Genomic DNA, 18,142 nt, shown 5'->3' on the forward strand with positions numbered 1-18,142 from the left:
TGTGATTATTTTTTGCACACCCACTAAATTAGTGCACTACCCAGCGGGGCTTTTCCTGCGTGAATGATTTACTGGGTGTATGCTTACAGGCAACCAAAGGGAGACAGACTGGCCTATGGATATTAATACACTTATTTCACAATATGGTTATGCGGCGCTGATACTCGGCAGTCTGGCAGAGGGTGAAACCGTCACCTTGCTCGGTGGTGTCGCGGCGCATCAGGGGCTGCTGAAATTCCCGCTGGTGGTACTTTCCGTAGCACTCGGCGGCATGATTGGCGACCAGGCGCTTTATCTGTGCGGACGGCGGTTTGGCGGCAAGCTGTTACACCGTTTCTCAAAACATCAGGACAAAATCGAGCATGCACAAAAGCTGATCCAACGCCATCCGTATCTGTTTGTTATTGGTACACGTTTTATGTATGGCTTTCGGGTGATTGGCCCGACGCTGATTGGCGCCAGTCAGCTACCGCCGAAAATATTTCTACCGCTGAATATTCTCGGCGCATTTGCCTGGGCGCTGATTTTTACCACCATTGGCTACGCAGGTGGCCAGGTGATTGCGCCGTGGTTGCACGATCTTGACCAACATTTGAAGCACTGGGTTTGGTTGATTCTGGTTGTGGCTCTGGTGGTTGGTGTTCCCTGGTGGCTGAAACGGCGCGGGAAGAAAAAGCCGGATCATCTGGCGTAAAGCAGTTGCCACAGATAAGCATTCACGCCACATCCGGCACCGGGTGTTCCATGCCTGATGCGACGCTGGCGCGTCTTATCAAGCCTACCAAACGTGACCGGCCTGTAGGTCGGATAAGGCGTTCGCGCCGCATCCGACATCCGGGGCACCATGCCTGATGCGACGCTTGCGCGTCTTATCATGCCTACATAAATATTCCCCATTGAAATAGCCACGCCCCATTCCGCTACTCCGGCTTAAACTGCGGATTTGCCAACATAAAGCCGCCATCGACAATCAACGACTGCCCAGTGGTGTAATTGGCGCCTTCGGAACATAACCATGCCACCAGGCTGGCAATCTCATGCGTTGCGCCGAAACGTCGCAGGGGAATCGAAGGCTCCGCATCGGGCTTCACATCGCCGTCATCCATTCCGTTCATTGGTGTAGCAATCGCGCCAGGCGCGACCGCATTTACCAGAATCTTGTGTCGCACCAGCTCCAGCGCCATCGCTTTAGTTAGCCCGCCGAGCGCATGTTTAGCGGCGGTGTAGGCGCTGGCATCCGGCAACGGCGTATGTTCATGCACCGAAGTAATGTTGATGATTCGACCGCCCTGCCCTTGTTTCACCATCTGGCGGGCAGCAATTTGCGAGCATAAAAATGCACCATCGACATCAACGGTAAAAATCTTTCGCCACTCATCAAAAGCCATTTCAAGAAACGGCGCTTTGGCCATCGCGCCCGCGTTATTCACCAACACATCAATACGCCCCAGCCGTTGAATGAGTTTCTCCAGCGCCCTGGCACCGTCGGGCAAATTGCCGAGATCAAGTTGCACAATCTCCGCACGTACACCGTGGCTAACCACCTCACGGGCGGTATCTTTTGCCCCGGCTTCATCTGAGTGCCAGGTAATGCCAATATCAAAACCTTGCTGCGCCAGTAATAACGCGCACTCTTTACCTATCCCTGAATCAGAAGCGGTAATAATCGCGACCTGTGCCATTGATTTCTCCACCTGACGCTGACTAAACGTTAAGTATAGAAGGCGCTTATCATCAGCGTTTGTAGCCCCCACCCAGCGCACTAGTGAGTTGAATGGAGGCATCCAGCCATTGCCCTTGCAAAAGCAGGCCGTTGGCTCGTTCGCGAAGCGCCGGAATTCTGGCTTCACTGACACGGGAACCAGCGATGATGCCCGCGTTAAATCGCGCCTGCTCCAGCCCCACCACACGCAAGGCATCGCGCTCAATTTGAGCCTGATGCTGGTTTTTCTCTGCCAGTGTCTGAACCTGACTCGCCGCCCGCGCCACATCATTCACCGCTTCGACCACTGCTTTATTGTAGTTGGCAATCGACAAGTTGCTTTCGGCTTTCGTAATGTCAAGATTGGCGTTAAGTCTGCCACTGTCGAATATTGGCAATGTCAGCCCCGCCGTGACGCCCATCTGTTGGGCGGAACTACGAAAAAGATCGCTTAGATGCAAAGCATCCTGTTGCAGGAAGGCCATCAGATTGATGTCGGGATAAAATGCCGCTTTTGCTGCGTCGATGGTACTTAACGACGACTCGACATACCAATGTGCCGCCTGCAAATCTGCCCGCCGGGCCAGCAAGGAATATCCCAGTTCATCAGGAAGCTGGCTTGCCACTTTCGGCAACGTGACCGGATGCAGCTTCAATGCGCTTTTCTGATGGTTGGTGAGCGCACTTAATCGCGCCTCAATAATTTTCATCTTACCCGCAACATCGTTGAGCTGTTGCTGGGTCTTACTGGCATTAATATCGGTTTCCACACCTTCAACCGAAGAGGTAATTCCACGCTGATAGAGCTGACGATCGGTCGCAATAATGGTGTTCTGTTCTTTATCGATTTGCTGCAAGACAGTGTTCAAAGCCGCCTGGGTTTGCCACTCCCAGTACAGGCGTGCCACGCTGCCAGCCAGCAATTGCCGGGTCTGCTCACGTTCAGCCGCCCGCGCTTTAACCGTCCCCAGGCGAGCAGTAACTTCCGCCCGATTCTTTCCCCAGATATCAAGATGCCAGCCCGCCGTTAAACCAAATGTACCGTTGGTGTACCACGGCCCCGTGGTACCGGCAGCAGGATCGTTCAGGGCAAACGGCCCCATTAACCCTTCAGCCGACATTTTTTGCCGCTCCATATCAGCAGAAAAATCTACCTGCGGGCCATCATGGGTCGCTACGGCTTTCGCCTGCGCTTCAGCCAGTTGAATGCGCTGTTCAGCCACCTGCATATCCGGCGCGTTCTGTATTGCATTATTAATTAAGGAAGTGAGTTGATTATCCTGATATTCCAGCCACCACTGGCTGTCTGGCCAACCGTTTTTCAATGCCGCAGGTAACGCCGTGTCCACTTGTGTGGCAGGCGTTTGCAGGCTTAACGCCTGGCGAGTTTCGTGCTCAGGCGCACATCCAGCCAACAAAATTAAAAATGGAAAACAAACGCTTGCTGCATTAAATGAATCACGATTCATGGGGAATAATCAGGTAAGAAACGGTGCGCGGAGATTACCGTGTGTGGCGATATATTTTTTAGTTTCGCGTGGCAATACATCAGCGGAAATAAAACGACATATCCAGAAAAATATACAGTAAGTGAATGATATCCTCTGATTTATCTTAATCGTTTATGGATGACGGCAAAGAGTTTCATTTTTTCCTATACTTACTCAGCACTCACAAATAAAGGAACGCCAATGAAAATTATACTCTGGGCCGTATTGATTATTTTCCTGATTGGGCTACTGGTGGTGACTGGCGTATTTAAGATGATATTTTAAAAATCAGATATGGCATATAAGTCGTCAGGCTAGTAATTAGATGTTTTGTGTACTTGATTTGCAAACAGCTCTGGTGTTGGTGGCGTCAAAATCGCTGAAGCGTTCCCCGAAGGCCGGGGCAGCCCACATGGATGTGGGCTGAGGGCGCGTCTTACAGGGACGTTACCTCGCGCCCGACCCGGTAGCCGAAGGGGATAAGCTGAAGGTACCGCGCAGCGGCGATTTTGTTCGCCAGAGCCCGGGGGTGCAGGGGGAGGAGGCGATTGTCCTCCCCCTGCGCGCTCCTTGCGCCAGTAGCAATATGTGGCTTAGCTCATGAAAGGAGCGCAACAAGACGATGAAGCTGAATAAGCGATTCATTGTCTCTGATAAGCTGCGATTCCACTATTATCGCAGCTTATCGATATCAATTGCCTGAATAGCCCTTGCAATATCAGGGGAATTATTCAACACCCGAACATGCTGAAATAATTTCGTTGCTTCATCGTATTCTTTACGCAAATAACTCAACCACTGCTTAATCCGCGCAACATGATATAACCCGGTATCATCCTGCTTTTCCAGACGGGTATACTTTTGCAGCAATGCAACGACCTCCGGCCACGGCATTCGCGGTTCGTTATATTTCACCACCCGGCTCAGGTTGGGAATATTGAGCGCCCCGCGACCAATCATCACTGCGTCGCAGCCGCTGATCGCCATGCACTGTTGCGCACTCTGCCAGTCCCAGATTTCACCGTTGGCAATCACCGGAATATTCAGCCGCTGGCGTATCTCGCCAATCGCCCGCCAGTCGATATGCTCTGCACGGTAACCCTGTTCTTTTGTCCGCCCATGCACTACCAGTTCCGTCGCTCCGGCTTGCTGAACAGCATCGGCAATTTCAAATTTCTTCTCGCCATTGTCCCAGCCCAGACGCACTTTCACGCTGACGGGCAAATGCGCAGGTACGGCTTCACGCATCGCTTTCGCGCCCTGGTAAATGAGCTCGGGATCTTTCAGTAACGTTGCCCCACCGCCGCTGCCGTTGACCGTTTTCGACGGGCAGCCGCAGTTAAGATCCACGCCCCAGGAACCTAACTCCACCGCACGGGCGGCGTTCTCTGCCAGCCACTGCGGGAACTGCCCCAGCAACTGTACGCGCACCAACGTACCTGAAGGAGTACGGCTGGCGTTTTGTAGCTCAGGGCAAATGCGATGAAAAACTTTTACCGGCAGCAGTTGATCCACCACGCGAACAAACTCAGTGATGCACAGATCGTAGTCGTTAACTTCGGTCAGCAATTCGCGCACCAGAGAGTCAAGTACCCCCTCCATTGGCGCCAGTAACACACGCATATCATCACCCGCAAAAAAATGAGGCGCTATGTTAGCGCCTCCGGTCAGCGGATTAAAGGTCTGCCGAGTGAGATTGCTGCAAAGCTGCAATCCCTCTCTATGCTTGATCTATGGCAGGCACGCTTTCTGTTGCAAAAAAGCAGATCTGCCTGAGTTCGCTACTCACATCGTCATACCCAGGCGTGAAAAATAAGCGATGAATTCTTAATGTGATCGGTAGCACGTTTTACGAATTAATTGTATGATGAATCCATCTCATCTGGGGTGTTGATTATGAGTAAGACACTGAACATTATCTGGCAATATTTACGCGCTTTCGTCCTGATTTATGCCTGCCTGTATGCAGGCATTTTCATTGCTTCCCTTCTACCGGTAACCATTCCGGGCAGCATCATCGGGATGCTGATCCTGTTTGTCCTGCTAGCCTTGCAAATTCTTCCGGCGAAATGGGTCAATCCGGGGTGCTACGTACTGATTCGCTATATGGCGCTATTGTTTGTGCCGATTGGCGTAGGCGTCATGCAATATTTTGATTTACTCCGCGCACAGTTTGGCCCGGTAGTGGTTTCCTGTGCAGTCAGTACGCTGGTGGTTTTTCTGGTGGTGAGCTGGAGCTCGCAACTGGTGCACGGTGAACGTAAAGTCGTAGGTCAGAAAGGATCAGAAGAATGATGGCGAATATCTGGTGGTCATTACCGCTGACATTGATTGTCTTTTTTGCCGCCCGCAAACTGGCGGCACGGTATAAGTTTCCCTTGCTTAACCCGTTGCTGGTAGCAATGGTGGTGATCATTCCTTTTTTAATGCTGACCGGCATCTCTTACGACAGCTACTTTAAAGGTAGCGAAGTGCTAAACGATCTGCTGCAACCGGCGGTCGTCGCGCTGGCCTATCCTTTATATGAACAGTTGCATCAGATCCGCGCCCGCTGGAAATCAATAATCACCATCTGTTTTATCGGCAGCGTGGTAGCGATGGTGACGGGGACTTCCGTGGCATTGTTAATGGGGGCGTCACCGGAAATTGCTGCGTCAATCTTACCGAAATCGGTCACTACGCCAATTGCGATGGCTGTCGGCGGTAGTATTGGCGGTATTCCGGCAATCAGCGCAGTTTGTGTCATTTTCGTCGGGATCCTCGGCGCTGTGTTTGGCCATACATTGCTTAATGCGATGCGTATTCGTACCAAAGCGGCGCGTGGCCTGGCGATGGGGACGGCTTCTCACGCCCTCGGTACAGCGCGCTGTGCCGAACTGGATTATCAGGAAGGCGCATTTAGTTCGCTGGCGTTGGTGTTATGCGGGATTATTACCTCGCTGATCGCACCGTTTCTTTTCCCGATTATCCTGGCAGTAATGAGCTAAAATTTGCGATGCGTGGCGCATTTTCGATGTAAGTTTCACGCGTTGCATAATTAATGAGATTCAGATCACATATAAAGCCATACCAGGTTCGTAAACTGTTATCCCATTACATGATTATGAGGCAACGCCATGCATCCACGTTTTCAAACTGCTTTTGCCCAACTTGCGGATAACTTGCAATCTGCGCTGGAACCTATTCTGGCAGACAAGTACTTCCCCGCTTTGTTGACCGGGGAGCAAGTCTCTTCGCTTAAGAGCGCAACCGGGCTGGACGAAGACGCGCTGGCTTTCGCACTGCTGCCGCTGGCCGCGGCCTGTGCGCGTACGCCATTGTCGAATTTTAACGTTGGGGCTATTGCACGCGGCGTGAGTGGTACATGGTATTTCGGTGCCAATATGGAATTTATTGGTGCAACAATGCAGCAAACCGTCCATGCCGAACAAAGTGCTATCAGCCACGCCTGGTTAAGCGGTGAGAAAGCTCTCGCGGCAATTACCGTTAACTACACCCCTTGTGGTCACTGCCGTCAGTTTATGAATGAACTGAACAGCGGTCTGGATCTGCGTATTCATCTGCCGGGTCGCGAGGCGCACGCACTGCGTGACTATCTGCCGGATGCCTTTGGACCAAAAGATCTGGAGATTAAAACGCTGCTGATGGACGAGCAGGATCACGGCTTTGCGCTAAGTGGCGATGCACTTTCTCAGGCAGCGATTGCCGCAGCGAACCGTTCACACATGCCTTATAGCAAGTCTCCCAGCGGAGTGGCGCTGGAATGTAAGGATGGTCGTATTTTCAGTGGTAGTTATGCGGAAAACGCGGCGTTCAACCCTACTCTGCCACCGTTACAGGCCGCGTTAATTCTGTTGAATCTCAAAGGTTATGATTACCCGGATATTCAGCGCGCAATTCTGGCAGAAAAAGCCGACGCGCCGTTGATTCAATGGGATGCAACCTCAGCAACGCTGAAAGCCCTCGGTTGTAACAACATCGACCGCGTTCTCCTCGCTTAAGCCAGATGCTGGATGAGGCGCAAACGCCTTATCCAGCCACGTTTTATAGGCCTGATAAGATGAGCTATGCGTTGCATCAGGCTTGCCAACTCTCTGCTGGTGTCGAAAATCCCGGCAAACAGTTTGCCGTTTCTTGCGCAAAAGCAACGGGTAAAGTAGCCTGATAAAAATTTCCCGAGATCGAGTCTTCTGCATGTTAAAGCGTCTGTTCTACAGCCTGTTAGTCATGATCGGCTTACTGCTGTTGACTGTGCTCGGCCTCGATCGCTGGATGAGCTGGAAAACCGCGCCTTATATCTACGACGAGTTGCAGGATCTCCCCTACCGTCAGGTCGGCGTGGTGCTTGGTACGGCAAAGTATTATCGCACCGGTGTCATTAATCAGTATTACCGCTACCGTATTCAGGGGGCAATTAATGCCTATAACAGCGGCAAGGTGAACTATCTATTACTTAGCGGCGATAACGCGTTGCAAAGTTATAACGAGCCGATGACCATGCGCAAAGATTTAATAGCCGCTGGCGTGGACCCCTCTGATATTGTTCTCGATTACGCGGGCTTCCGAACGCTGGATTCCATCGTACGCACGCGCAAAGTGTTCGATACTAACGATTTCATTATTATTACTCAGCGTTTTCACTGTGAGCGAGCATTATTTATCGCTTTGCATATGGGGATTCAGGCCCAGTGTTATGCCGTACCATCGCCAAAAGATATGTGGTCGGTACGTATTCGCGAATTTGCCGCCCGTTTCGGCGCGCTGGCTGACCTTTATATTTTTAAACGTGAGCCGCGCTTTTTAGGTCCATTGGTCCCTATTCCGGCAATGCATCAAGTGCCGGAAGATGCGCAGGGCTATCCTGCCGTCACGCCCGAGCAGTTACTTGAATTACAAAAGAAACAAGGAAAGTAGTTATGGATGTACAGCAGTTTTTTGTCGTTGCCGTTTTTTTCCTAATCCCTGTATTTTGTTTTCGCGAAGCGTGGAAAGGCTGGCGTGCTGGCGCGATTGATAAACGGGTTAAAAATACGCCGGAACCGGTGTATGTCTGGCGCGAAAAAAATCCGGGGCTCTTCTTTGCTTATATGGTGGCGTATTGCGGTTTCGGAATTTTATCTATTGGCATGATTATTTATCTTATTTTCTATCGTTAATATTCCCTTCTTCAGTTAATTATTGAGAATAATTATTACTTCACCTGATAAGCTGCGGATATCACATTCCTAACCGCAGCTATTTGTGAATCTTTTCACAGTTTAAATTTCCCCGCACGCTTAGCCTTAATATCAGTACATTATTATTTACTAAACGCTCGCCTTAATTACCTATAGCATTAAGGAAGATCACATGCCGCAACAAAATTATCTGGATGAACTCACTCCGGCTTTTACGCCTTTGCTGGCGATTAAAGAAGCCTCTCGCTGTTTATTATGTCACGACGCGCCCTGTAGTCAGGCTTGCCCAGCGCAAACCGACCCGGGAAAATTTATTCGCTCAATTTATTTTCGTAATTTTAAAGGTGCTGCCGAGACAATTCGCGAAAATAACGCACTCGGTGCCGTTTGCGCCAGAGTATGCCCGACAGAAAAATTATGCCAGCGCGGTTGTACACGAGCCGGTGTCGACGACCCGATTGATATTGGTCGCTTACAGCGATTTGTTACTGATTTCGAACAGCAAACCGGAATGGAGATTTTTCAGCCCGGCAGTAAAACGCTCGGCAAAGTGGCGATTATTGGCGCAGGCCCTGCCGGGCTACAAGCTAGTGTGACACTGACCAACCGGGGATACGACGTCACGATTTATGAAAAAGAAGCACAGCCAGGTGGTTGGCTGCGTAATGGCATCCCACAATTTCGTTTGCCGCAATCGGTGCTGGATGCAGAAATCGCCCGTATCGAAAAAATGGGTGTGACCATTAAGTGCGATTGCGAGATAGGTAAAACGCTCACGCTGGAACAATTGAAAGCGGAAAACCGAGCGGTACTGGTCACCGTGGGGTTATCGAGCGGTTCTGGCCTGCCGCTGTTTGAACATAGCGACGTTGAGATCGCCGTCAATTTCTTGCAACGTGCGCGCCAGGCGCAAGGCGATATCAGCATCCCACAGAGCGCATTAATTATTGGCGGCGGCGATGTCGCGATGGACGTTGCCAGCACGCTGAAAGTTCTCGGTTGCCAGGCGGTAACGTGCGTTGCGCGTGAAGAGTTAGATGAGTTTCCGGCAAGCAAGAAAGAGTTCACCAGCGCTCAGAAATTGGGTGTATCGATTATTGATGGCTTTACGCCAGTGGCAGTAGATGGCAATAAAGTCACCTTTAAGCATGTTCGTTTACCGGGTGAACTAACGATGGCGGCGGACAAAATTATCCTCGCCGTAGGTCAACATGCCGAATTTGCCGCTTTTTCCGCACTGAAACCACAGCATAACACCATCGAAACGCAAAATTACCAGACTCGCGACCCGCAACTGTTTGCCGCTGGCGATATTGTTGAGGGTGACAAAACCGTGGTTTATGCAGTGAAAACCGGGAAAGAAGCCGCCGAGGCGATTCATCATAATTTAGAGGGAGCTTGCTCATGTTAACGAAAGATCTTTCTATTACCTTTTGCGGCGTGAAGTTTCCCAACCCGTTCTGCCTCTCTTCTTCACCGGTTGGCAATTGCTACGAGATGTGCGCCAAAGCCTACGACACTGGCTGGGGCGGCGTGGTGTTCAAAACGATTGGCTTTTTTATCGCTAATGAAGTCTCTCCGCGTTTTGATCATCTGGTGAAAGAAGACACCGGCTTTATTGGCTTCAAAAATATGGAGCAGATTGCCGAGCATCCGTTGGAAGAGAATCTGGCTGCCCTGCGTCGGCTGAAAGAAGATTATCCGGACAAAGTGCTGATCGCCTCAATCATGGGGGAAAATGAGCAGCAGTGGGAAGATCTGGCGCGTCTGGTGCAAAAAGCTGGCGCGGATATGATCGAGTGTAACTTCTCCTGCCCGCAGATGACCTCCCATGCGATGGGTAGCGATGTCGGGCAAAGCCCGGAACTGGTAGAAAAATATTGTCGGGCGGTGAAACGTGGTTCTTCACTGCCAATGCTGGCGAAGATGACGCCGAATATCGGTGATATGTGCGAAGTGGCGCTGGCGGCAAAACGCGGCGGCGCAGACGGCATTGCGGCGATTAACACCGTCAAATCCATCACCAACATCGATCTTAATCAGAAAATCGGTATGCCGATTGTCAACGGTAAATCGAGTATTTCCGGTTATTCCGGTAAAGCGGTGAAACCGATCGCCCTGCGCTTTATTCAGCAAATGCGCACCCATCCAGAATTGCGCGATTTCCCGATCAGCGGTATCGGCGGTATTGAAACCTGGGAAGATGCGGCGGAGTTTTTATTGCTCGGCGCGGCAACGTTACAGGTGACCACCGGCATTATGCAGTACGGTTATCGCATTGTGGAAGATATGACGAGCGGGCTGTCGCATTACCTTGCCGATCAGGGATTTGATTCGTTGCAGGAGATGGTAGGTCTGGCGAATCACAATATTGTTCCGGCGGAAGATTTAGACCGCAGTTATATTGTCTATCCCAACATCAATCTCGATAAATGTGTTGGCTGTGGACGCTGTTATATTTCCTGTTACGACGGCGGTCACCAGGCGATGGAATGGAGCGAGAAAACACGCACGCCGCATTGTAATACCGAGAAGTGCGTTGGTTGTCTGCTTTGTGGCCACGTCTGCCCGGTGGGTTGTATTGATCTTGGGGAAGTGAAGTTTAAGAAGGGAGAGAAAGAACACCCGGTAACGTTGTAAAAACAGCGACGCATCCGGCATTTGGTTCCTGTCGCCGGATGCGGCGTGAACGCCTTATCCGGCCTACCAAACCCCATTCCAGGCCGGATAAAACGCGCCAGCGTTGCATCCGGCAAGGTCCACATTCACATCACTTCTTACGTGCGTATTTCAGTGAATCCAGCGCCACGGCAAAGATAATAATCGCCCCTTTGATGATGTACTGCCAGTACGGGTTTACGCCGATGTACGTCAGACCATAGTTAATGACCGTAAAAATAATTACACCGGTCACCACACCAATTACCGTTCCTACACCGCCGCTGAACGATACGCCGCCCACCACGCACGCCGCGATAGCATCCAGCTCATACATAAAGCCGAGGTTGTTGGTGGCAGAGCCGATACGTCCGGCTTCTAACATCCCGCCGAAGGCATAGAACACGCCAGACAACGCATAGATCATCAGCAGGTTCAGTCCGACGTTGACACCAGAAACTTTCGCCGCTTCCGGGTTACCGCCAATGGCAAAAATGTTCTTGCCGAAGCGGGTTTTGTTCCATAACACCCAGACGAACGCCACCGCAATCAGGGCGTAGAAGGTGATGTAAGAGAGACGGAAGCTCCCCAGCGCAATAAAGCCCTGGGCAAAAGTGGAGAAACCACTGTCGAAACCAGAAATCGGCGACGCCCCAACAAAGTCGTAATAGAGCGAGTTAATGCCGTAAACGATGATCATCGTGCCGAGAGTGGTTATGAACGGCGTCACGTTGAGATAGGCGATAATCAGGCCGTTGATCAAACCGATAACCGCGCCAATAGCACAGACAATCAGAATAACCAGCGCAATCGGCATCGTCGCCATTTCCGGGAACACTTTGTTGGCGTTATCCATCGACTGCAATAACGTCGCCGCTACTACTGCAGCCAGCCCCACCTGACGACCTGCGGAAAGGTCAGTCCCCTGGGTGACAATTAACCCTGCCACGCCGAGCGCGATAATAATACGCACCGATGACTGGGTGAGAATATTACTTAAGTTCAACAAACTTAAAAAAGTAGGATCCTGGAAAATAATAATGGCCAGCAAAACTAAAAGAACGACGTAAATTCCGCCCTCTTTCAGGTAAGTAAGAAAACTTTTCTTATTTAACGCACTCATGGGAAGCCCCTAATCTTAAAGGTGCAAAGACGCAAGACGTAGAATTTCGTTTTGCGTTGTTGTTTTTGTATCGACAATTCCGGAAACGAGGCCATTGCTCATAACCAGAATACGGTCTGTTATCCCTAACAACTCTGGCATTTCAGAAGAAATAATAATAATTCCCTTGCCTTTCTTCGCCAGTTCGGCAATTAACTGATAAATTTCAAACTTCGCCCCAACATCAATACCGCGCGTTGGTTCGTCGAGCATTAATATTTCCGGTTGCGTTAGTAACCAGCGACCAATAATCACCTTTTGCTGATTACCGCCGGAGAGCGAACCAATTTGCGTCCGATGACCTGGTGTTTTTACCCGCATCGAATCAATGACCCACTGGGTATCACTTTTCATCCGCGAATTATCCAGCAAACCAACTTTGTTTTTGTAATTGCGAATATTGGAAATTAACGAGTTAAAGCCAATATCCAGATAGGCATAAATTCCCGTTGAGCGGCGCTCTTCAGTTACCAGTGCAAATCCGTGGTTTATGGCTTCGTTGGCATTATGGTTATTGATCTTTTTGCCGTGCAACGTAATGGTGCCAGCAGATTTCTCGCGAATACCAAATAACGTCTCAACAATATCGGTACGTTTCGCCCCCACCAATCCGGCAATACCGAGGATCTCCCCTTTATGCAGGTCAAACGAGACATCGCGAATCGACGGCTGGCGCAATGACGTCAGGTTACGCACCTCAAGGATGACTTCGCCTGGCTTGTTTTCTTTATCCGGGAAACGCTGGTTAAGAGAACGACCAACCATCATGGCGATAATTTTGTCCATCGTCAGCCCTGCCAGCGGTTCGGTGGCGATCCACTGACCGTCGCGCAATACGGTGACTTCATCACATAACTGGAAAATCTCTTCCATTTTATGCGAGATATAAACAATACCGCAGCCGCGTTCTTTTAATTTACGAATAATAGTGAACAGATGATTAACTTCTTTTTCGGTTAACGAAGAAGTCGGTTCATCCATAATCACAATTTTCGCGTTATAGGAAAACGCTTTAGCGATTTCGATCATCTGCATTTGCGAAACGGATAATGTGCCAACGCGCGCACGCGGATCGATATCAATATCCAGTTCATCAAAAATCGCTTTGGTTTCGCGGTACATTTTGTCCTGATCGACAAACATGCCTTTGGTGGGATATCGCCCCAGCCACATGTTGTCCATGACTGAACGTTGCAATACCAGGTTTAATTCCTGATGTACCATCGAAATACCGTTTTCCAGCGCTTCTTTGGCAGAGTGAAAATCGATTTCTTTACCCTGAAATAAAATGGTGCCGGAATCTTTTTGATAGATACCGAACAGGCATTTTAATAATGTCGATTTTCCCGCGCCGTTCTCACCCATTAATGCATGGATGGAATGTGGCCGAACTTTTAAATTGACATTATCAAGAGCCTTCACACCGGGAAAGGACTTGTTGATACCGCTCATTTCCAACAAGTATTCACCTGATGACGGAGTCGTTGAGCTGACCATATAATTTTACCTTGTTGGCCATACAATAAGGGCGCAATAAACTATTGCGCCCGTTCAGTCTTATTTCTTGCTGAATTCAGCCAGGTTATCTTTGTCTACGCCAACATAAGGTACACGGACCACTTTGTTGTCGATTTTCCAGTTAGTACCGTCAGCGGCGCCCTTGCCATCGGCCAGGTTTTTCGCCAGATCAAAAGTCGCTTTCGCCTGGTTGTTAGCATCGTTCAGTACGGTGCCCGCCAGCGCACCAGATTTCACCAGTGCCAGTGCTTCTGGCAGCGCATCGACGCCAAATACCGGAATGCTAGACTTGTTGTGTGCTTTCAGCGCTTCAACCGCGCCCATTGCCATCGCATCGTTGTTAGCAATAACCACCTCGATTTTGTTGGCGTTCGGGCCAGACAGCCAGGCGTCCATCTTATCTTTCGCCTGAGCGGTGTCCCACATAGCGGTATCTAGCTGTAACTGTTCAGTTTTGATGCCTTTGTCATTCAGTTCTTTAATCACGTAAGTGGTGCGTGCTTCTGCGTCCGGATGGCCCGGCTCGCCTTTCAGCAGTACGAACTGAATCTGACCGTCTTTGTTCAGATCCCAACCCTGATTCGCCGCCCAGTGTTTAGCAATCAGATCGCCCTGGATAATGCCGGACTCTTTGGAGTCAGTACCAACGTAGTAGGCTTTGTCGTAGCTATCCAGCGCCTTACGGGAAGGTTCTTTGTTGAAGAAAACCACCGGCACGTTTTGTCCGCGCGCTTTCTCAATCACCGTACCCGCAGCTGCCGGGTCAACCAGGTTGATTGCCAGCGCCTTCACCCCTTTCGCCAACAGCACGTCAATCTGATCGTTCTGCTTGGATTGGTCATTCTGTGAATCATTCATCAGCAACTGGACGTCTGGTGCTGCTTTCGCATCCTGTTCGATAGCCTTACGCACGACAGACATAAAGTTATCGTCATATTTATAAATCGTCACACCAATACGGGTATCAGCAGCGTGTGCAGCGGCGCCGAATAACATGCTGGCCATCACAGCAGACAGGGTTAACACCTTCTTATTCATGGTATCTCCGGTTTTTCTTATGCAGGGTAGTGCTTGAGATAAATGCTCGGCGGGCCAGTATGGTTAATGAAGTGTTACTGAACGCCGAAGCTCATTTTTAAAAATCCGTTCGTCCATGCCCGGTAACGCTCCATAAAACGGCTCTAATTGTTGTTATGACGCCATAACTTCGATAAAAGCGATCATTCACTGTTACATACAAGTTACAACGTTAAAACGGTGCAATCATAGCTACCACATTGTTAACATACTGTGAAATCACTCACAAATTGAAAGCGGTTACATCCTCTGATTTGTTCAGTTAGTGATCGCCGCCGCATTCTGGCGTATTGCGACAGAATGGCGACGCACCAACGTTGGCATAAAACAGTGGCTGGAACGCGGATCAATGTTGCCTGCTGCCCCCTGCAAGGCCAGTTCCGTGGCTAATTTTGCCATCGACGCAATGGGATAACGCACGGTCGTTAATTGCGGGTCGGTGTAACGAGCAATGGGGATATCATCGAAACCGATGATTGAGAGATGTAACGGAATAGCAATGCCATTATCTTTTAATGCCGTCAGAGCGCCAGCGGCCATATTGTCGTTATAGGCAAATACAGCGGTAAGTTGTAGATTGCGCCCGAGTAGTTCAACCATCGCCGTCTCGCCGCCAGGCATATCCGGCGTTCCCGTACCAATCCAGCTTTCCGACGGAACAATATCCTGCTCTTTCAGCGCGCTTATCCAGCCAGCTTTACGCATTGCGTCATCTTCAATGCTGTGGCTGGAAGAGAGATAGCCGATACGTTGATGGCCGTTGTTCAGCAACATGCGCGTCGCCATTCTGGCGCCGCTAATATTATCCAGACAAACACAGCGATGGGCATAGCCCGGCACAACCCGATTGATGAGCACCATACCGGGAATGTTGTCCATAAATTGCGCCAGCTCGTCGTCACTTAACGCTTTTGAATGAACGATCAACGCGTTACAACGCTGGCGGATTAGCACTTCAATGGCATGACGCTCTTTTTCCGCTTCATGATAGCTGTTGCCAATCAACACATACTTCTGATGTTGCTGGGCAACGAGATCGACAGCTTTAACCAATGCGCCGAAAAATGCATCTGAAACATCCATTACCACCACACCGATGGTATCGCTCACCTGTGTGGCCAACGCCTGTGCATTGGCGTTTGGCCGATAATCCAACTCACTCACCGCTTTCATAACTGCTTCACGCGTGTCGGCACTGACCAGCGTGCTGTTATTCAGCACCCGGGAAACCGTTGCCACAGAGACGCCAGCCTGACGCGCTACATCACGAATGGTGATCATATTCACTACCTGTTATGAGATTGCAGTAGATTACTGCTTGCTGGCGGCTATTTTGTCAGCACTGAATACAGGACTTCGTGAATCGAGTCACAGCAATGGAAACGGTTACAGCTGTTTTGTTAATGAATGTGATCCAGATCGTTATCTGGATGTTTTAGATAATGCAGGACCAGCAGCGCGCAGGGTTAACTGACGCCAGAGCCATTCCACCGGCCCCTGACGGAAGTAACGCAGCCAGATAACAGAGAAAAGCAGGTTCGCCAGCCATACCGGTACCACAAACGCCAGCAACTCCAGGCGGTCGAACTGCATAAACAAACCGAGGTGGTAAAACAGCGTGGTACAAATCAGAGTTTGCAGTAGATAATTGGTTAGCGCCATCCGTCCGACGCAGGCGATCGCCAGCACCATCCTGAAGCGGCTTAATTGCGGCCAAAAGCCATAAAACAGCGACGCATAGCCAATTGCCTGAAACGGCGCGCTAAGTTCACGCGGCATTTGCAGTAAGAAGGCACACCAGCGATACGCCCAGTCCAGCCGCCATTGCAATGCGATAGCAGGAAGATTAATCAGCACACCAATTGCCACCAGCACAAAACCGGTACGCCGATAGTGTCGCAAGCTATACTGCCCTTTCAGCCAGCCGCTTCGCATCAGCGCCGCGCCAATTAACATCATCCCCGCCAGCTGCCAGCCGTACTGCGCACCCAGCGCCAGTAAACTGTTGCCTACGCCATCGGCGCGGTTACTGATCGCTTCAACGCCGCCGTGAAGTTTCCAGTATTTTTCATACAAAATGGCCGATGCATCTGGCGTCCAGGCGCGACTGGTCTGGCTGTCTGAAATCAACCCCAGCAACAGCAAAACGCCAATCCCCACCAGATACAACATGACGCCTGTATTAAATAAACTTTTTACCGACGGCGCATCGCGCACCAGTCGCCAACTGATTAAGCCCACCAGCCCGTAAGCCAGCAGGATATCGCCGTCCCAGAACAATAAACCGTGAATAAAGCCCAGCAAGACTAACAGTGTTAACCGCGACTGGATCCAGCGTCTGCCGCGCGGCAGCAACATTTGCAGGCCCGCGCCAAACAGCAGCGCAAAAAGCGTGAGGAATTTTACCTGACCGATGAGATCCAAAAACGCCCAGGTCCAGGCGTCGGACGGAGTAATAGTGCCGTACCAGGCGGGATTGAGATAAGCCGCCTTTGGTAGCCCAAAGGCGCTGATGTTTAATAGCAGGATCCCCAGAATGGCGACGCCGCGAACAAAATCGAGCGTGACGTTGCGCTCCATGGTTCCTGCCTTTTAATCAGTTGTGATGACGCACAGCACGCAGAAACTCGTGCCGCGTATTCTGACTGGATTTGAACAAGCCACCGAGGGAGGTTGTTGTCGTGGCGCTGGTTGCATCGCGGATGCCACGCGCTTTCACACAGTAATGCACCGCGTCGATGGAGACGGCCACGTTATTGGTGCCCAACAGCGTTTGTAGCGCAATCAGGATTTGCTGAGTCAGACGTTCCTGCACCTGCGGACGCTGGGCAAAGAACTGCACGATGCGATTAATTTTCGACAGGCCGATCACCGAATCTTTCGGGATATAGGCTACCGTCGCTTTGCCATCAATAGTGACAAAATGGTGCTCGCAGGTGCTGGTCAGGGTGATATCGCGCACGGTGACCATTTCATCGACCTTCATTTTATTTTCAATGAGGGTGATTTTCGGGAAGTTGGCGTAATCCAGACCGGAGAAAATTTCATCGACATACATCTTGGCGATGCGATGCGGCGTTTCCATCAAACTGTCATCAGCCAGGTCGAGATTCAATAACTGCATGATTTCGGTCATATGACCGGCGATAAGGCTTTTGCGCGTTTCGTTATCCATTTCATGCACGGGCGGGCGCAGCGGTGTTTCCAGTCCTCGCGCAACTAACGCGTCATGAACCAGGGCCGCTTCTTTACTGAGTGATGGCATTTATGTTTTCTCCTGCAGGTGTGACGCCTCCGCCCTGCGTGGGGGCAAAGTTATTAAGCTGATTAGCAGCCCGATTATTGTGCGTGAGGTGGC

18 protein-coding genes are annotated in these 18,142 nt (G+C 50.5%); 9 read left to right on the forward strand and 9 right to left on the reverse strand.

Features of this window, described 5'->3' with window-relative positions:
- Positions 1-115 precede the first annotated feature (115 nt).
- Positions 116-694 carry a DedA family protein gene (locus D9742_RS10235; RefSeq protein ID WP_130236834.1) on the forward strand — a complete coding sequence of 193 codons (579 nt, stop codon included), beginning with the start codon at positions 116-118 and terminating at the stop codon, positions 692-694.
- 226 nt (positions 695-920) lie between these two features.
- Here the strand turns inward: D9742_RS10235 and D9742_RS10245 are convergent, their stop codons facing one another.
- On the reverse strand, positions 921-1,682 hold the full coding sequence (locus D9742_RS10245) for an SDR family oxidoreductase (protein WP_130236836.1): 762 nt from the start codon (positions 1,680-1,682) through the stop codon (positions 921-923).
- Positions 1,683-1,734: 52 nt separating this feature from the next.
- Complete coding sequence (mdtQ, locus tag D9742_RS10250) at positions 1,735-3,171, reverse strand: multidrug resistance outer membrane protein MdtQ (protein ID WP_130236837.1); 1,437 nt, start codon at positions 3,169-3,171, stop codon at positions 1,735-1,737.
- 222 nt (positions 3,172-3,393) lie between these two features.
- On the opposite strand from mdtQ, the gene yohP reads away from it, so the two are divergent.
- Positions 3,394-3,477, forward strand: coding sequence for a small membrane protein YohP (gene yohP / locus D9742_RS23430; protein ID WP_000691708.1), 84 nt, complete (start codon positions 3,394-3,396; stop codon positions 3,475-3,477).
- A 387-nt stretch (positions 3,478-3,864) separates the two neighbouring features.
- Here yohP and dusC read toward each other — a convergent pair whose 3' ends face one another.
- Positions 3,865-4,815 (reverse strand): tRNA dihydrouridine(16) synthase DusC, encoded by a 951-nt coding sequence (dusC, locus tag D9742_RS10260; RefSeq protein WP_130236838.1) that lies wholly within the window; start codon positions 4,813-4,815, stop codon positions 3,865-3,867.
- Positions 4,816-5,088: 273 nt separating this feature from the next.
- On the opposite strand from dusC, the gene D9742_RS10265 reads away from it, so the two are divergent.
- The 7 genes from D9742_RS10265 to preA all read left to right on the forward strand — a co-directional run bounded on the left by D9742_RS10265 (position 5,089) and on the right by preA (position 11,009).
- The gene (locus D9742_RS10265; protein WP_001295452.1) at positions 5,089-5,487 is read left to right on the forward strand and encodes a CidA/LrgA family protein; all 399 of its coding nucleotides are present in this window, start codon (positions 5,089-5,091) and stop codon (positions 5,485-5,487) included.
- Entirely contained in the window at positions 5,484-6,179 is a 696-nt protein-coding gene (locus tag D9742_RS10270; RefSeq protein WP_130236839.1) for a CidB/LrgB family autolysis modulator, read from the forward strand. The genes D9742_RS10265 and D9742_RS10270 overlap by 4 nt, the downstream gene beginning before the upstream one ends.
- A 129-nt stretch (positions 6,180-6,308) precedes the next feature.
- Positions 6,309-7,193 carry a cytidine deaminase gene (gene cdd, locus D9742_RS10275; protein ID WP_130236840.1) on the forward strand — a complete coding sequence of 295 codons (885 nt, stop codon included), beginning with the start codon at positions 6,309-6,311 and terminating at the stop codon, positions 7,191-7,193.
- A gap of 193 nt (positions 7,194-7,386) precedes the next feature.
- Positions 7,387-8,106 (forward strand): outer membrane permeability protein SanA, encoded by a 720-nt coding sequence (gene sanA / locus D9742_RS10280; RefSeq protein WP_130207054.1) that lies wholly within the window; start codon positions 7,387-7,389, stop codon positions 8,104-8,106.
- A gap of 2 nt (positions 8,107-8,108) precedes the next feature.
- Positions 8,109-8,348, forward strand: coding sequence for a DUF2542 family protein (locus D9742_RS10285; RefSeq protein WP_130236841.1), 240 nt, complete (start codon positions 8,109-8,111; stop codon positions 8,346-8,348).
- A 193-nt stretch (positions 8,349-8,541) separates the two neighbouring features.
- On the forward strand, positions 8,542-9,780 hold the full coding sequence (locus tag D9742_RS10290; protein WP_130236842.1) for an NAD(P)-dependent oxidoreductase: 1,239 nt from the start codon (positions 8,542-8,544) through the stop codon (positions 9,778-9,780).
- The gene (gene preA / locus D9742_RS10295; protein WP_130236843.1) at positions 9,774-11,009 is read left to right on the forward strand and encodes an NAD-dependent dihydropyrimidine dehydrogenase subunit PreA; all 1,236 of its coding nucleotides are present in this window, start codon (positions 9,774-9,776) and stop codon (positions 11,007-11,009) included. The genes D9742_RS10290 and preA overlap by 7 nt, the downstream gene beginning before the upstream one ends.
- Before the next feature lie 130 nt (positions 11,010-11,139).
- On the opposite strand, the gene mglC is transcribed toward preA, so the two are convergent.
- From mglC to folE, 6 genes are all read right to left on the reverse strand, one after another.
- Positions 11,140-12,150 (reverse strand): galactose/methyl galactoside ABC transporter permease MglC, encoded by a 1,011-nt coding sequence (mglC, locus tag D9742_RS10300; RefSeq protein WP_001275110.1) that lies wholly within the window; start codon positions 12,148-12,150, stop codon positions 11,140-11,142.
- A 15-nt stretch (positions 12,151-12,165) separates the two neighbouring features.
- Positions 12,166-13,686, reverse strand: a complete 1,521-nt coding sequence (gene mglA / locus D9742_RS10305; protein ID WP_000255032.1) for a galactose/methyl galactoside ABC transporter ATP-binding protein MglA — start codon at positions 13,684-13,686, stop codon at positions 12,166-12,168.
- Positions 13,687-13,746: 60 nt separating this feature from the next.
- Positions 13,747-14,745, reverse strand: a complete 999-nt coding sequence (gene mglB / locus D9742_RS10310) for a galactose/glucose ABC transporter substrate-binding protein MglB (RefSeq protein ID WP_001036964.1) — start codon at positions 14,743-14,745, stop codon at positions 13,747-13,749.
- A gap of 297 nt (positions 14,746-15,042) precedes the next feature.
- Entirely contained in the window at positions 15,043-16,065 is a 1,023-nt protein-coding gene (gene galS / locus D9742_RS10315; RefSeq protein WP_130236844.1) for an HTH-type transcriptional regulator GalS, read from the reverse strand.
- A gap of 141 nt (positions 16,066-16,206) precedes the next feature.
- Entirely contained in the window at positions 16,207-17,364 is a 1,158-nt protein-coding gene (gene yeiB / locus D9742_RS10320) for a DUF418 domain-containing protein YeiB (RefSeq protein ID WP_130236845.1), read from the reverse strand.
- Positions 17,365-17,380: 16 nt separating this feature from the next.
- Positions 17,381-18,049, reverse strand: coding sequence for a GTP cyclohydrolase I FolE (folE, locus tag D9742_RS10325; protein WP_097472744.1), 669 nt, complete (start codon positions 18,047-18,049; stop codon positions 17,381-17,383).
- Positions 18,050-18,142 lie beyond the last annotated feature (93 nt).

The organism is Escherichia sp. E1V33 (assembly GCF_004211955.1).
In the GTDB taxonomy this organism is placed as follows: domain Bacteria; phylum Pseudomonadota; class Gammaproteobacteria; order Enterobacterales; family Enterobacteriaceae; genus Escherichia.

What these genes read in the sequence shown, in the direction of transcription:
- mdtQ (WP_130236837.1), bottom strand. Translation starts at nt 3,171, where the DNA reads ATGAATCGTGATTCATTTAATGCAGCAAGCGTTTGTTTTCCATTTTTA.
- D9742_RS10235 (WP_130236834.1), top strand. Translation starts at nt 116, where the DNA reads ATGGATATTAATACACTTATTTCACAATATGGTTATGCGGCGCTGATA.
- yohP (WP_000691708.1), top strand. Translation starts at nt 3,394, where the DNA reads ATGAAAATTATACTCTGGGCCGTATTGATTATTTTCCTGATTGGGCTA.
- preA (WP_130236843.1), top strand. Translation starts at nt 9,774, where the DNA reads ATGTTAACGAAAGATCTTTCTATTACCTTTTGCGGCGTGAAGTTTCCC.
- yeiB (WP_130236845.1), bottom strand. Translation starts at nt 17,364, where the DNA reads ATGGAGCGCAACGTCACGCTCGATTTTGTTCGCGGCGTCGCCATTCTG.
- D9742_RS10265 (WP_001295452.1), top strand. Translation starts at nt 5,089, where the DNA reads ATGAGTAAGACACTGAACATTATCTGGCAATATTTACGCGCTTTCGTC.
- galS (WP_130236844.1), bottom strand. Translation starts at nt 16,065, where the DNA reads ATGATCACCATTCGTGATGTAGCGCGTCAGGCTGGCGTCTCTGTGGCA.
- D9742_RS10290 (WP_130236842.1), top strand. Translation starts at nt 8,542, where the DNA reads ATGCCGCAACAAAATTATCTGGATGAACTCACTCCGGCTTTTACGCCT.
- dusC (WP_130236838.1), bottom strand. Translation starts at nt 4,815, where the DNA reads ATGCGTGTGTTACTGGCGCCAATGGAGGGGGTACTTGACTCTCTGGTG.
- cdd (WP_130236840.1), top strand. Translation starts at nt 6,309, where the DNA reads ATGCATCCACGTTTTCAAACTGCTTTTGCCCAACTTGCGGATAACTTG.
- mglA (WP_000255032.1), bottom strand. Translation starts at nt 13,686, where the DNA reads ATGGTCAGCTCAACGACTCCGTCATCAGGTGAATACTTGTTGGAAATG.
- sanA (WP_130207054.1), top strand. Translation starts at nt 7,387, where the DNA reads ATGTTAAAGCGTCTGTTCTACAGCCTGTTAGTCATGATCGGCTTACTG.
- mglC (WP_001275110.1), bottom strand. Translation starts at nt 12,150, where the DNA reads ATGAGTGCGTTAAATAAGAAAAGTTTTCTTACTTACCTGAAAGAGGGC.
- D9742_RS10285 (WP_130236841.1), top strand. Translation starts at nt 8,109, where the DNA reads ATGGATGTACAGCAGTTTTTTGTCGTTGCCGTTTTTTTCCTAATCCCT.
- D9742_RS10270 (WP_130236839.1), top strand. Translation starts at nt 5,484, where the DNA reads ATGATGGCGAATATCTGGTGGTCATTACCGCTGACATTGATTGTCTTT.
- mglB (WP_001036964.1), bottom strand. Translation starts at nt 14,745, where the DNA reads ATGAATAAGAAGGTGTTAACCCTGTCTGCTGTGATGGCCAGCATGTTA.
- folE (WP_097472744.1), bottom strand. Translation starts at nt 18,049, where the DNA reads ATGCCATCACTCAGTAAAGAAGCGGCCCTGGTTCATGACGCGTTAGTT.
- D9742_RS10245 (WP_130236836.1), bottom strand. Translation starts at nt 1,682, where the DNA reads ATGGCACAGGTCGCGATTATTACCGCTTCTGATTCAGGGATAGGTAAA.